We start from the raw sequence: 12875 nt of genomic DNA, 5'->3' as shown, positions 1-12875 counted from the left end.
CTCCCTCCGCTTATTTGCGTACCGTCAAAGCAGATGTTTGAAAAAATTCATCGGCAATACCCATCGGCTCATCCTTGAAAATCCGTGAATCCATCGTCTTCAGTGTGCCGGAAATGATCGGTTTAAAGTCCATCAGGCCTAAAATATCCCGGTCCATATCTACCCCCGGTGCAATTTCCGTCAGGACCAGACCTTCCTTTTTCAGCTCAAAGACGGCTCTTTCGGTCACAAAGATGACAGGCTGGCCCCGATCCCGGGCATAACGACCACTGAATGTAATCTGGTTTACCCGCTGAAGAAACTTTTTGGCCTTCCCCTCCTTCACAATGCTCAGCTTGCCCTGTTCAATCGCCACTTCAAGCCCTCCGGCCGTGAAGGTTGCGCAGTACACCACTTTTTTGGCCGGTTGAGTAATATCGATGAACCCTCCGCAGCCTACGGTTTTGGTACCGAACCTGCTCACATTGACATTGCCTTCGCGATCGGCTTCGGCAAGCCCCATAAAGGTCACATCGACTCCGCTGCCGTTATAGAAATCAAACTGGTAGCCATGCTCAATGATCGCCTCTGCATTTTTGGTAATTCCGAAATCTATACCTCCCTCGGGGATGCCTCCGATGACCCCGGATTCAATCGTCAGGGTAATCGCCTGATGGATTCCTTCTTCATTGGTAATAGGCCCCACCACATCACCCGGAATCCCCGTGCCTAAATTCACAACGGCATTCGGGAACAACTCCATGACGGCCCGGCGGCCGATAACCTTTCGAACGTTTAACGGCAAGGACCTGCCAGCCGATTCCGGCACCCGCACATCCCCTGAGTACACAGGATCGAAGAAAAACGATGAGGACTGCCGATGCTCTTCCATCGGATTCTCCGCAATGATGATCCCGTCCACATAGATACCCGGAATGACAATTTGCTTCGGGTGCAGATTGCCGCTTTTGGCCAAATATTTTACCTGCACGAACACTTTACCGCCATTAGCCTTGGCAGCTTGAGCTACGGATATCGCCTCCAGCTTGATGGCTTCCTCCTCCATCGTCACATTCCCTTTTTCATCGGCTGTCGTTCCCCGGATGACCGCCACATCAATCGGGTGACTTTTATAATATAGATATTCCTCGTTATGGAGCTGAATGACTTCTACAATATCCTCGCTTTGTTTGGAGCGGTCGTTAATCTTTCCACCCTCCACCCGCGGATCTATAAAAGTGCCCAGCCCCACTTTCGAGAAATTGCCGGGTTTGCCGGATGCCATGGCGCGAAACAGATGTACCAGCTGCCCTTGCGGCAGACAATACGCTTCGACCTCGTTGTTGTGAATCAGCTCCCCCCATTTGGGAGCAAGCCCCCAGTGAGATCCGATGATCCGCTTGACGAGTCCCGGATGAGCCAGACGCTGTATCCCGTTGACCCTGTCGCTTTGACCCGCACCGTGCAGCAAGGTCAAATGTTTCGGATGTCCCGTCTCCAGAAAGCTGCGCTCGATCTCGTTCAGAATGGTCCCGCAGGCCCCCATTAACGTGAATCCGACCGTGGCGAGCGTCGAACCGTCTTTCAAATAAGTCAGTACGTCGTTGGCTTTTACCACTTTATTCATGCGATCACCCCTTCGCTTGCGTTTCTTCTTACCATCACCGTTTGGATGCCTTCCTGTGTGACCGTACCGTCCTGATTGACCAGCTTCACAAAAAAATGAATAATCCCCCGGTCCGGTTTGCTCTTGCTTTCGATTTTTTCCTGCACCGTAACGATCCCGTGAATCGTATCCCCGAAAAAAATAGGCGCTGTAAATTTCCACTGATCAATGTTAAGCAGGGCAATGCCGGTGCCGTCGAATAAGCCCAGGCGAAACATCAGACCATGGGAGATCGACAATCCCAGCAGGCCTTGAGCCAACCGCTTGCCGAACGGGCTCCCTTTGGCAAATTCTTCACTCGTATGCAGCTCGTTCATATCCCCCGACATGGCGGAAAAATAAACGACATCCGTTTCCGTGATGGTGCGTGTGGGCGTACGAAAGGTTTGCCCTATTTGATATTCCTCGAAATAGATGCCAGGCATGATGCGACACTCCTTCCATACCTGTCAATGAAAGCCAAGATAGGCGGCCTTCACTTCGGGATCGACCATCAGCTCATTGCTGGTCCCCGACAGGTTGATCGATCCGTTCTCCAGTACATATCCCCGGTCCGCAATGGATAACGCGATCGGCACATTTTGTTCGACAACAAGCATGGCCATGTCGGAAGAACGGTGGATTTCACCCAGTTTCTCGTACATTTGTTCCACGATGATAGGCGCCAGGCCCGACGATGGCTCATCCAATATAAGCAGCTTTGGCCTTAGCATTAACCCCCGGGCTACGGCGAGCATTTGCTGCTCCCCTCCGGACATCGTTCCCGCCAACTGATCCTTCCTTTCCGCCAGGCGGGGAAAAAGACTGAAAACATAATCCAGGCTTTCCTTACGGCGGGCTTTCGCTTCCTTCACATAGGAACCCAGAATCAGATTATCCAATACCGACATCTCGGCAAACACTCTGCGGCCTTCCGGGACGTGGGCAACCGCCATATTCGCAATATCGTAGGCGTGTTTGCCGATCAGATTGACTCCTTCCAGCTCAACACGTCCCTGAAGCGGAGCCAAGAGACCGCAAATCGTTTTGAGGAGCGTCGTTTTACCCGCACCATTGCTTCCAACAATCGCCACGCACTCCCCTCGCTGTACATTCAAGGATATGCCTTGGAGAGCTTTAATCGCACCGTAGGATACATGCAGATTTTCCACATTAAGCATGCTGTGCAAACCCCTTCCCCAAATAGGCCTCGATGACGGCCGAATTGTTCATGACCTCTTTCGGAACGCCTTCCGCAAGCTTGGCGCCGAAGTTTAAGACGACAACCCGATTCGAGATGGTATTAATGACTTTCATCACATGTTCTATCACCACAAGCGTAACGCCGGCGTCTTTGACCTTCCAGATCAATTCGATCGCTTCCTCCACTTCCATGGCGTTTAATCCGGCCAAAGCTTCATCCAAAAGCAATAATGCAGGTTCGGTAGCTAAGCTTCTGGCAAATTCCAGTCTGCGTTGATCAATGATCGAAAGCGTGCGGGCTACAGCGTGTTTTTTATCACCCAGTCCTACAAATTCGACCATCTCCAGAGCCTGCTGCTCGGCACGCCGGGGATTCGGCGTGTTCAGGAAAGCGCCCACCATCACATTCTGCAGCACAGTCATATCCCCGAAAGGGCGGGTCACTTGAAACGTACGGCTGAGCCCTTTTTTGCAGATTTCATTGGGAGATAACCCGGTAATGTTCTGGCCGTTCAGCTTCACCTCTCCTGTATCCGGGGAATATACTCCTGTGATGAGGTTAAAGGTTGTGGATTTCCCTGCACCGTTAGGCCCGATCACCCCCAGGATTTCGCCTTTATTGACATGAAAGCTCAAATCATTAACAGCCAGCAGCCCCCGAAACCGTTTCGACAAGTGGTTTACCTCCAGAATCGGTTGACTCATCTTTGACTGCCTCCCTTCGCTGCTTTTCCGCCCGGAAGAATATCAAGAAGCTTCGTGTACAATTTGGCCAGGGGTCTGATTAAACCGTTGGGCAGTACGATAACCACGATAACCAAGATAATACCGTACAAAAAGTAATTGAGTCCTTGAACCGAGCTGAAGCCCAGCCAGTCGGTGATCGTAATTGCAATCTCAATGAAAGGCTTCATGACGATAGCGCCGATGACCGGCCCCATGACCGTACCTAAGCCGCCAATAATCGATACCATGGCAAACTCAACGGACAAAGGAATGTCAAACACCGATTTGGGCTCGATGAAATACATATACTGCGCGTACAATGTGCCGACCATGGACATCGTAAACGCACTGATCGCCAATGCGATATGCTTCACACGCGGAATATTCACGCCTACCGCTTTCGCCGCCTGATCGTCCTGCCCCATGGCCACCATATAATAGCCCAGACGGGAGCGTTCGATTTTTTTCACAAGGAAGAGCATCCCCACAAGAAACGCGAGAAAAATATAGAAATAAGGCAATTTGGTGGAAAACTGGAGCATCAGAAAGGATTCCATGTAAGGAACGGACAGACCCTCTGCTCCCCCGGTAAAGCCACGGAATTTGGTTACCAGCAGCAAAGCGACCTGGGAGAACACGATTGTTGCAATCGCAAAGTAATGGCCTCTTAGCTTCATTAGGCTCATTCCCATCACAAAACCGACAATAACCGAAAAGATTCCGCCGACCAGCATCCCGATCCATGGACTCACATTCAGCTTGACCAGCAATAACGTGGACGTATAAGCGCCAATCCCGAAGAAAAGCGCATGTCCGATCGAAACCTGCCTGGCATATCCGCCGAATATATTCCAGGAAACACCCGCTATGGAGAAAATCAAAATCATATTCAGTATATTTTGATAGTATTCGTTCACCGCCAAGGGGACCAAAGCGAACAGAATAAGTGCGATAACGGGTACGTACACCCTGGGCTCCGTAAGAGAAAACCGTTTCAAACCGGCCGTATCGGCCAGGTTGATTGACGCGTTTGATTTCATCGCCACGGCATCATTGAATTGCTCTTTTTGAAGGCTCATCTTATGTCGCTCCCTTTGAAGAGAATAGTCCATTGGGTTTGATCATCAATACAACAAGGAAAAGGATAAAGGCTGCAAGAAGACCGGAGTTTGCGCTAATATACTGAATGCCCATCGATTCGGCGATCCCCAGAATGAGTCCGCCTACAAAGGCTCCTTTTAAATTCCCCAGCGCGCCAAGAATGACAACAATGTAGGCCATGAGCCCAAAATGCGCTCCGGCAAGCGGCTGTACATACTGAAAAGTACCGATGGCCGTGCCGGCCGCACCTGTGAGAGCCGCCGATATGCCTGCTGCGATTAAGAAAATACGGTTCGTATTGATCCCCATCAGCATGGCGGTTTCACGATCCAATCTTGCCGCCTTCATCGCCTTGCCCAAATCGGTTTTGGAGAGGAAGAGGAACAGCAGCGCAGCCATGACGATCGAAAGCACGAAAGCGACCAGCATATTGACGGGAACAACGAACTCACCGAACCGGATTACGCTCTCTCTCCAGCCGAAATTAATGGCGCGGGTCGTTGACCCGAACATCATCAGGGCACCATTCTGTAAAGCCAGCTGCAGTCCTACGGTCAAAAAGATTTGCGTTAGCGGGGGCGCCTTCATGATGTGCGTAAACAAATATTTCTGAATGACGACCCCGACGATAAACATGGCCGGAACCGAAATAAATAAGGTGACCAGCGGATCCATTCCGCTAAAGACCCAAACCCAGTAAGACGTGTACATCCCTAGCATAACGAATTCGCCATGAGCGAAGTTTACAATATCTACGACTCCAAACAGCAGCGTTAATCCGATACTGATCAGGGCATAGATTCCGCCGATTAATAGTCCATTGATCAGCACCTGCACGAATAATTCCATGATCTCACCGCCTGTACAGTTTCAGTTTCGTTTCATCTGGCCGGTCATCTTCCTTGCCTGACGGGGAGAGGAAAGTCCCCCTCCCCCGGTTTCCTTACTTAAATTGGGCCTTTGCATCGGATTCAGGATAAATCGTTTTGGGAATTCCTTCCTGCCATTGAATCAACACCGGATACACATTCTTATTCCATCCGGTCTGGTCAAATTCGATATTGCCGCCCGGCATGATGTTCCCTTTATCATCTTCTTTTAATTGCAGAGAAGCTAAGGCTTCACGGATTTTTTGCGGGTCTGTGGACGCCGCTTTTTCAATCGCATGTGCGATGACCCACGTAGCCGAATAAGCTTCACCGGAATGTTCTGTGATAAACTCGCCGTTCTTTTCGGTGTAGCGCTTGTTGATATCCTCAATACCCGGTTTGTTCAGGTCCAGGTTCCAGGAGGCTACGGAAACAACGCCTTCTGCATCTTTGCCTAATTCCTTGTAGAATTCAGGCATCAGATAGCCGGCCCCTCCGCCAACGGTCGTAATGTTCAGGCCCAATTGTTTAACCGTTTTTTGGATCAGAATCGCATCCTGCAGATAAGAGACCGGGAACAATATTTCCGCTCCGGAAGCTTTGATTTTGTTTACCAGAGGAGCAGCGTCGGCGAAATTGGCATGATACGGCTCGGAAAGCACGACCTCAAGCCCTAATTCCTTGGCGGTTTTGCTTAGTCCCTCTGCAGTCGATGTGCCATAGCTGGTTTCTTCGAATACAATGGCAACTTTGGGTTGCTTGCCAAGCTTTTCTACGAGATACTCCTTCGCAAACTTCACCTGGGTGTTTCCGAACATGGAGCCTTTCGGTGAAATCTGGAACAAGTATTTCATTCCACGGGATGTTAAATTATCCGATACGGAAGCGGTTACAAAAGGGATTTTTGCTCTCTCCGCCACTTCGGATGTGACCAGGGATAACGAACTGGAGTAATCTCCTGTCAGCGCCGATACCTTTTTGTTTTGAATCAGACGCTCCGTTGCCGATTTTGCCGTTTCCGGTTTGTCACCCGGATCTACGATTTCCAATTTAATTTTGGCGCCGCCAAGCGATTTAATTCCTCCGGCCGCATTAATATCTTCGGCAGCCAGTTCAACCGCCTTCAAGGCTGCGCCGCCTAAACGGGCCAAGCTTCCCGATGTGGGATAAAGCACCCCAATCAACACTTCATCCGCTTTCGCGCCTTCATTCGACGCCCCTCCGGCAGCATTCGGAGCGGAAGAACCCGAGCTCCCGGCACCGCATGCCGCCAAGCTTGCTGCCAACAGACCGGCAAGCGATACTGCCGTTGCTTTCTTAAACCACATTTTCATTCAGAACCCTCCCCAATTTTTGGTCTGCTTGATCTTTATCTTTATTACATTGGGCTGCGAGATGCATAAGACCCAAAGAATAAATTCGTTCATCCATTAATCTAAGATTGGGAGAAACCTGAGGAGCGAATTCCATTTGATCCAATACATTTTTTTTCAAATCGATCCCCGGAGCAATCTCGATGAGCTCCATTCCCTGATCCGTCAGCTGAAACACCGCTCTTTCCGTTACAAAGAGAACCGGTTGTCGATGAGCCGTTGCAAACTTCCCGTTGAAGGTAATCTGCCGGACCATGTGAACGAACTTTTTCACTCTTCCTTCGCGCTTGATCCGGACCAGGCCGTTCTCCACTTCTATGACAAGCCCGCCTGTGGTAAAGGTGGAACAAAATACGACCTTTTTAGCGGTTTGGGTGATATCGATAAACCCCCCGCACCCCGGAGAACGATGTCCAAACTTGCTTACATTCACATTCCCCTCACGGTCGATTTCACCCGCCCCCATAAAGGTGATATCTACGCCACAACCGTTGTAATAATCGAACTGGTATGAATTATCAATGATCGCTTCGGCATTTTTAGCTACGCCGAAATCGCCTCCGCCAATGCTTATCCCGCCAATGCTTCCCACTTCAATGGACAAAGAGAGCTGGCTGTCCAGCTTCTCCTCTCCAATGATGGCGCCAATCGAATCTCCGGGAATACCCACGCCCAGGTTCACGGTATCCCCGGCGTTCATCTCCAGCACGGCTCTTCGACCGATCAGCTTTTTCATATCGAGGTCCGTTACAGGATGAGAACTGCTGTAAGGCTCTTGTATTGTTCCTAACAAGTACGGATTATAATAGTCGGATGAAGTCATCCGGTGATTCTCCAACGGATTTTGGCAAACGACGACTTCATCAACCAGAATACCAGGGATAACCACTTCCTTCGGTGGCAGCGAATGGCCTTTAACGAGCCGCTTTACTTGAAAAATGACCCTGCCGCCGGATGCTTTTACGGCTTGAACAGCCGGCATCACTTCCAGTTTGACGCATTCGTCTTCCATTGTGATATTGCCGAACTCATCTGCCGTGGTCCCCCTGCCAATGTACAAGTCAAAGGTCAGGCTTGGATAAAAGAGATACTCTTTTCCATGCAGCGTATAATTCTGAACGACTTCAAAACCGCTATCCCGGGCCTTCCGGTTCATCTTCCCTCCCTCAAACCGGGGATCGACGAAGGTTGCAAGTCCAATCCTGGACAGTACCCCCGGTTTTCCTGAAGCGGCCGCCTTGTACATGGAGAGGATCTGGCCCATAGGAAGGCAGAAGGCCTCCACCTGGTTTTGATGGATGAGATGTTCTAATTTTGGGGATAGCCCCCAATGAGAACCGATAATTCTCTTGAGCAGCGGGACGTGCGCCAAATGCTCCATGCCTCGCTTTGTATCGCTTTGGCCGGCCGAATGAACGAAGGTCAAATCCCTTGGAGAGCCTGTGTCCAGAAAGCGCTCCTCGATTTTTTGATAAATTTCCTCCGCCACTCCGATTAAACTGAAACCGGTGCTAAGGATCGTGCTGTTGTCTTTCAAGCTCGCCGCCACTTCCGCAGCGGTTGAAACTTTCACCTTCCGGGTCAAAGCACCATGCCACCTCCGATATTGATCACTTCACCGGTAATATAGGAAGCCGTGTCCGATGCCAAGAAGGCAATAAGGTTGGCTACATCTTCAGGAGCGCCCGCACGGCCCATTGGAATTTTGGAGATCATCAAGTCCCAAACCTTATCCGGTACGCCCCGGGTCATATCGGTATCGATGAATCCGGGGCAGATGGCATTCACGGTTACGTTATATTTGGCCAGTTCCCGGGATGCCGTCTTCGTCAAACCGATTACCCCTGCTTTGGAGGCGGCATAGTTCGCCTGCCCGATATTGCCCATCCAGCTGGACGAGGAAATATTGATGATGCGACCGCTTTTTTGTTCTCTCATCTGAATGCTCGCAGGCTGCATCGTGTTGTAGGTTCCTGTCAGATTTACGGCAATCACCTCATCCCACTGCTTGCGCTCCATTTTGTGAAGCATGGCATCCCGGTTAATGCCGGCATTATTGACGAGAATATCCAGCTTTCCGCGCTTTTCTGCGGTTTTCTCAATCAAGGCGCGTGCCGCATCCGCATCCGCGACGTCTAGCACGAAATAGTCGGCTTCCAATCCTCTTTGGCGAAGCTCGGACACCGTCGCGGACGCGATCTCTTCGCTAATATCGCAAATGGTTACCGCTGCACCCAGCTCGGCAAGCTTCACCGCGATCGCTCTTCCGATGCCTCTGCCCGAACCGGTTACAATTGCTGATTTTCCTGTTAAATCAATCATGCCTATCTCTCCTCTATCGATTTTTTATTTAGTATTGTAAACGGTTGAGGCCGGCCTCCTTGAAATCATGCCCTCTCGAATAGCGTAGCTACCGCCTGGCCTCCGCCGATACACATGGTTACCACTCCGTATTTGGAGGCGCGCCGTTCCATTTCGGCCAGAATTTTCACTGTCAGGATACAACCGGTTGCTCCAATCGGATGTCCAAGAGCAATGGCTCCGCCGTTCACATTCACTTTGAACGGATCGATCTCCAAATCCTTGATCACGGCCACCGCTTGTGATGCAAAGGCCTCATTCAGCTCCAGCAAGTCGATATCCTGCAAGCTTAATCCCGATTTTTGAAGCAGCTTCTTCACAGCGGGAGCCGGTGCAAAGCCCATGATTTCGGGCTCAACGCCAGCCATTGCCTGCTCGCGTATGTAAGCCAGCGGTCGCAGCCCTAACTTTTTTGCCTTATCGGCGCTCATCACGACGACGGCTGCTGCGGCATCATTGATGCCGGACGAATTGCCTGCGGTGACGGTTCCGCCCTCCTGAAAGGCCGGTCTTAACGCAGCCAGCTTTTCCAGCGTCGTCCCTCTTCTCGGATGCTCATCGGTATCAAAGACAATCGCTTCGCCTTTGCGCTGCGGAATTTGAACCGGTACGATTTCCCCCTTGAATTTCCCCTGGTCGATGGCTGCTGCGGCCTTCATCTGGCTTTCAAACGCAAACTGATCCTGCTCCTCACGGGAAATATTAAAGCGCTTGCTGACAATCTCTGCCGTCATGCCCATGGGGTAATTCCCGAAAGGATCGGTTAAAGCGGTTAATAATCCGTCCTCCAATTGAGAGTGGCCGAAGGTGTAGCCATATCTCGCTTTTCTTACATAATATGGCAATTGATCCATGTTCTCCGTACCGGCGGCGACAATAATTTCCGCTTCTCCCGCACGGATCGCTTGAGCGGCACTGTTGATCGCCTGCAGGCCCGACCCGCATAAGCGGTTTACGGTATAGGCATTGCTATGGGTCGGCAGCCCGGCCCGAAGTGCGGCCATCCTTGCTATAAAAGCGCTTTCAGCAACCTGACCGACACATCCGACGATCACATCTTCAACCCATTCAGGCGACACCTGGGCACGCTTTAATGCTTCCTTGATTACGATAGCTCCCAGGTCCGCGGCGTGAACATCTTTCAGCGAGCCCCCAAAGGTTCCTATCGCCGTACGCGCTGCACCTACGATAACAACATCCTTCATTTTTTTCCCTCCAGAAAGTTTATTATGAAGCGACAGCCAGCTTTAAGCTGAGCTGCCGCAGCTTTCGCGTACAATCAATGACGGAGTTAATATAATTTGCCGGTGATGAATTTCATTCTGATTCTCGATCATCTGCAGCAGGAACTCCATCGCATTTTTCCCCATCTCATAGGTAGGGTGAGCAATGGTGGACAAGGGAACAATAAAGTTTTCAGAGAACGGGTTATTGTCGTTTCCCATCACCGCTATATCATCGGGAACCCGGATACCGGCCTCCCTCAAAGCCTTTACCGCACCGAAGGCCACGAGATCGCTTGCGGCACAGATGGCGTCCGGAAGCTCTTTCACTTCGCCAAGCATTTTCTTTACATTGGCATAGCCGGATTCCTGGGTATAATCCCCATGAAAAATAAGGGTATCGTCGATCGGGAGCCCGTTCTGGTTCATTCCGCTGACAAAGCCTTCCCATCGTTCCCTTGCTGTTGAAACCTGTAAATCACCGGATAAATAAGCGATCCTTTTATGCCCCTGCTTAGCTAAATGTTTTACGGAAAGCTCGGTGGCCAGCGGATTGTTGATTCCCACATAATTTTTATCATAAGCAGGCGGCTTCCGGTTAAGCAGTACATATTTTAACCCCGTGCTCTCCACTTTTTGCAAGTCCTCTTGACTCGAGATATTGGCCAGAAGCAAACCGTCCACCCGCTTTTCCACCATCAGGTCCAGATAGGTGAGGAACCTTCCTTGCTCGTTGGAGGTGTTGCAAAGAATCAGACTATAGTTATTTTGGATGGCGGCATCATCCATCCCTTTGATGATTGTCGGATAGTAAGGGTTTAAAATATCCGACATGATCACGCCTACCGTGTTGGTGCTTTTCAATTTCAAGCTTCGCGCCACTGCATTCGGCCTGTAATTTAATTCCTCGATTGCTTTATTGACTCTATCCGTAAGCTCGGGGCTGACATATGCGGATTTATTGATTACTGCCGATACGGTCGCAATGGAAACCCCGGCCATTTTTGAGATATCTTTCATCGTCGCCATCGCCTAACCCTCCGATCAACCAGCTAAACGTTTAGTTAAACGTTTAGCTAATAAATTAAAAAATCAAACAAAATAGCGTCTTTTCACCCTATAACTTTCCATGCCCTATGGCAAATTAAGCGTAATCAATCCCATATTTATCGATCGTATAAAACCTGAATATAAACCTGTAAAAAACCTAATAAAATTGTTAACCAGCCCGGAAACGCTGCCCGAATAAAACCGCTGATAGATTTGAGCTCTTCTCAGCGAAACGTTTAGCTGATTTCTACTGCCATTATAATCAATCCCTTTATAAAATACAACATGTTTTTTCCATATTTTTTTTGCAATTGAACGTTTCAACCGAACGCAAAAAGAAGGATTCCTCCGAACCCCCCGGTTTGACTGGTTTTCGTTTAGCTTCATGCCTGCAGGTTTCCTCCGTCATTCGCTCCACTCCTTGCTGCAAGGATTTTACTATCGCTCCCTCTTCCCATGCAAAGTAAATACCGATGTGCTGTCATCATCTCCGCAGCGCACGCATATATTTATTCGTGTTCAACAGACGGGGTTACCGTAGAATGCAAAAGGAAAGGGATGGGTGATATTTCATGTGGGAAAGCGTGCTGAAGAAGGATCAGCTGGAATTACAAATGAACTCGAATGACAAATCGATCCGGTTTCGAGTATCCGAACAGAAAGAGACGGCAGAACGCATCGAGCTGGAGCTCAACCAATCGGAAATGTTTGAACTTCTTCATGCCTTTTTAACCATTAACCGCTCCTTCAACAAGGAGACGATGTATTATGACGAGGCCGTTCAGGCCTGATTTCCTATGCCGCCGCAAAGGCAGTCCGGGACGGGAGAGCCATTCCGGGCTGCCCGTTTTTTAGATTTACACCGTTCAGGAAGCCGGCCCGCAATGGGGATATCATCATCAGCTTATCCGGCTTTCAAATGCCCGTCAGGCTTCAGGATGCTTTTTCCGGCCGATAAACCCCTCATGCCAGCCGTGGTAATGTGTAATGCGCTCTTCCCCCTGCTTCCAGCAGATCAGCACTTCCTTCCCGTCCACTACCGCTGGAAAGTCAAGCAAACCGGGATTGATCATCTTCAGAAGAACGCCTTGCCGGGTGAAGTTCTCTATGAAAAGATCCACTTCGATCCGCATAAATTCAAGCTGACTTTCATCCTCGAAAAACGGGTCCTTCTCATCCTCCGTATGTATGAAATGTTTGTGCAGCGCCTTTTTCTTCTGCAGCTCCTGAAACTTGTCCTCAAACTGTCTTGTTAATGCCTGCAGCCGCAGCAGATCCTCGACCAATCGCGGCAGCATCGCGTTCGCCTCGCTCAAGGTAAATCGTTTATTGATCATAGCGTCTT

Annotated in this window: 13 protein-coding genes; 1 reads left to right on the top strand and 12 read right to left on the bottom strand. The window is 50.0% G+C overall.

What is annotated here, in order from left to right; genetic code table 11:
- Window positions 1-10: 10 nt before the first annotated feature.
- From BLT35_RS01335 to BLT35_RS01285, 11 genes are all read right to left on the bottom strand, one after another.
- Window positions 11-1606, bottom strand: a complete 1596-nt coding sequence (locus BLT35_RS01335) for an acyl CoA:acetate/3-ketoacid CoA transferase (protein WP_137669744.1) — start codon at window positions 1604-1606, stop codon at window positions 11-13.
- Window positions 1603-2070, bottom strand: a complete 468-nt coding sequence (locus BLT35_RS01330) for a MaoC/PaaZ C-terminal domain-containing protein (RefSeq protein ID WP_054817808.1) — start codon at window positions 2068-2070, stop codon at window positions 1603-1605. Before BLT35_RS01330 ends, BLT35_RS01335 begins: the two co-directional genes overlap by 4 nt.
- A gap of 24 nt (window positions 2071-2094) precedes the next feature.
- Window positions 2095-2805 carry an ABC transporter ATP-binding protein gene (locus BLT35_RS01325; RefSeq protein ID WP_054817807.1) on the bottom strand — a complete coding sequence of 237 codons (711 nt, stop codon included), beginning with the start codon at window positions 2803-2805 and terminating at the stop codon, window positions 2095-2097.
- Window positions 2798-3532 carry an ABC transporter ATP-binding protein gene (locus BLT35_RS01320; protein ID WP_062408810.1) on the bottom strand — a complete coding sequence of 245 codons (735 nt, stop codon included), beginning with the start codon at window positions 3530-3532 and terminating at the stop codon, window positions 2798-2800. The genes BLT35_RS01325 and BLT35_RS01320 overlap by 8 nt, the downstream gene beginning before the upstream one ends.
- Complete coding sequence (locus tag BLT35_RS01315; protein WP_175471894.1) at window positions 3529-4632, bottom strand: branched-chain amino acid ABC transporter permease; 1104 nt, start codon at window positions 4630-4632, stop codon at window positions 3529-3531. The genes BLT35_RS01320 and BLT35_RS01315 overlap by 4 nt, the downstream gene beginning before the upstream one ends.
- Before the next feature lies 1 nt (window position 4633).
- Entirely contained in the window at window positions 4634-5503 is an 870-nt protein-coding gene (locus BLT35_RS01310) for a branched-chain amino acid ABC transporter permease (protein WP_062408812.1), read from the bottom strand.
- Window positions 5504-5597: 94 nt separating this feature from the next.
- Entirely contained in the window at window positions 5598-6857 is a 1260-nt protein-coding gene (locus BLT35_RS01305; RefSeq protein WP_062408813.1) for an ABC transporter substrate-binding protein, read from the bottom strand.
- Window positions 6841-8481, bottom strand: coding sequence for an acyl CoA:acetate/3-ketoacid CoA transferase (locus BLT35_RS01300; protein ID WP_083351134.1), 1641 nt, complete (start codon window positions 8479-8481; stop codon window positions 6841-6843). The genes BLT35_RS01305 and BLT35_RS01300 overlap by 17 nt, the downstream gene beginning before the upstream one ends.
- Window positions 8478-9218 (bottom strand): 3-oxoacyl-ACP reductase FabG, encoded by a 741-nt coding sequence (gene fabG, locus BLT35_RS01295; RefSeq protein ID WP_062408814.1) that lies wholly within the window; start codon window positions 9216-9218, stop codon window positions 8478-8480. The genes BLT35_RS01300 and fabG overlap by 4 nt, the downstream gene beginning before the upstream one ends.
- Before the next feature lie 65 nt (window positions 9219-9283).
- Window positions 9284-10462: a thiolase family protein gene (locus BLT35_RS01290; protein ID WP_074726829.1), complete on the bottom strand. Its 1179-nt coding sequence runs from the start codon at window positions 10460-10462 to the stop codon at window positions 9284-9286.
- Window positions 10463-10504: 42 nt separating this feature from the next.
- The gene (locus BLT35_RS01285; RefSeq protein WP_054817801.1) at window positions 10505-11509 is read right to left on the bottom strand and encodes a LacI family DNA-binding transcriptional regulator; all 1005 of its coding nucleotides are present in this window, start codon (window positions 11507-11509) and stop codon (window positions 10505-10507) included.
- 593 nt (window positions 11510-12102) lie between these two features.
- Between BLT35_RS01285 and BLT35_RS01280 the strand changes: the two genes are divergently transcribed.
- Window positions 12103-12321, top strand: coding sequence for a hypothetical protein (locus BLT35_RS01280; protein WP_054817799.1), 219 nt, complete (start codon window positions 12103-12105; stop codon window positions 12319-12321).
- A 135-nt stretch (window positions 12322-12456) separates the two neighbouring features.
- Here the strand turns inward: BLT35_RS01280 and BLT35_RS01275 are convergent, their stop codons facing one another.
- Window positions 12457-12867 carry a DUF2203 domain-containing protein gene (locus BLT35_RS01275; RefSeq protein WP_074726828.1) on the bottom strand — a complete coding sequence of 137 codons (411 nt, stop codon included), beginning with the start codon at window positions 12865-12867 and terminating at the stop codon, window positions 12457-12459.
- Window positions 12868-12875: the final 8 nt, after the last annotated feature.

Origin of the sequence: Paenibacillus naphthalenovorans (assembly GCF_900099895.1) — a bacterium.
GTDB lineage: Bacteria > Bacillota > Bacilli > Paenibacillales > NBRC-103111 > Paenibacillus_G > Paenibacillus_G naphthalenovorans.
Note: the sequence above shows the minus strand (reverse complement) of the source record. Positions and strands in the feature narration are given on the sequence as shown.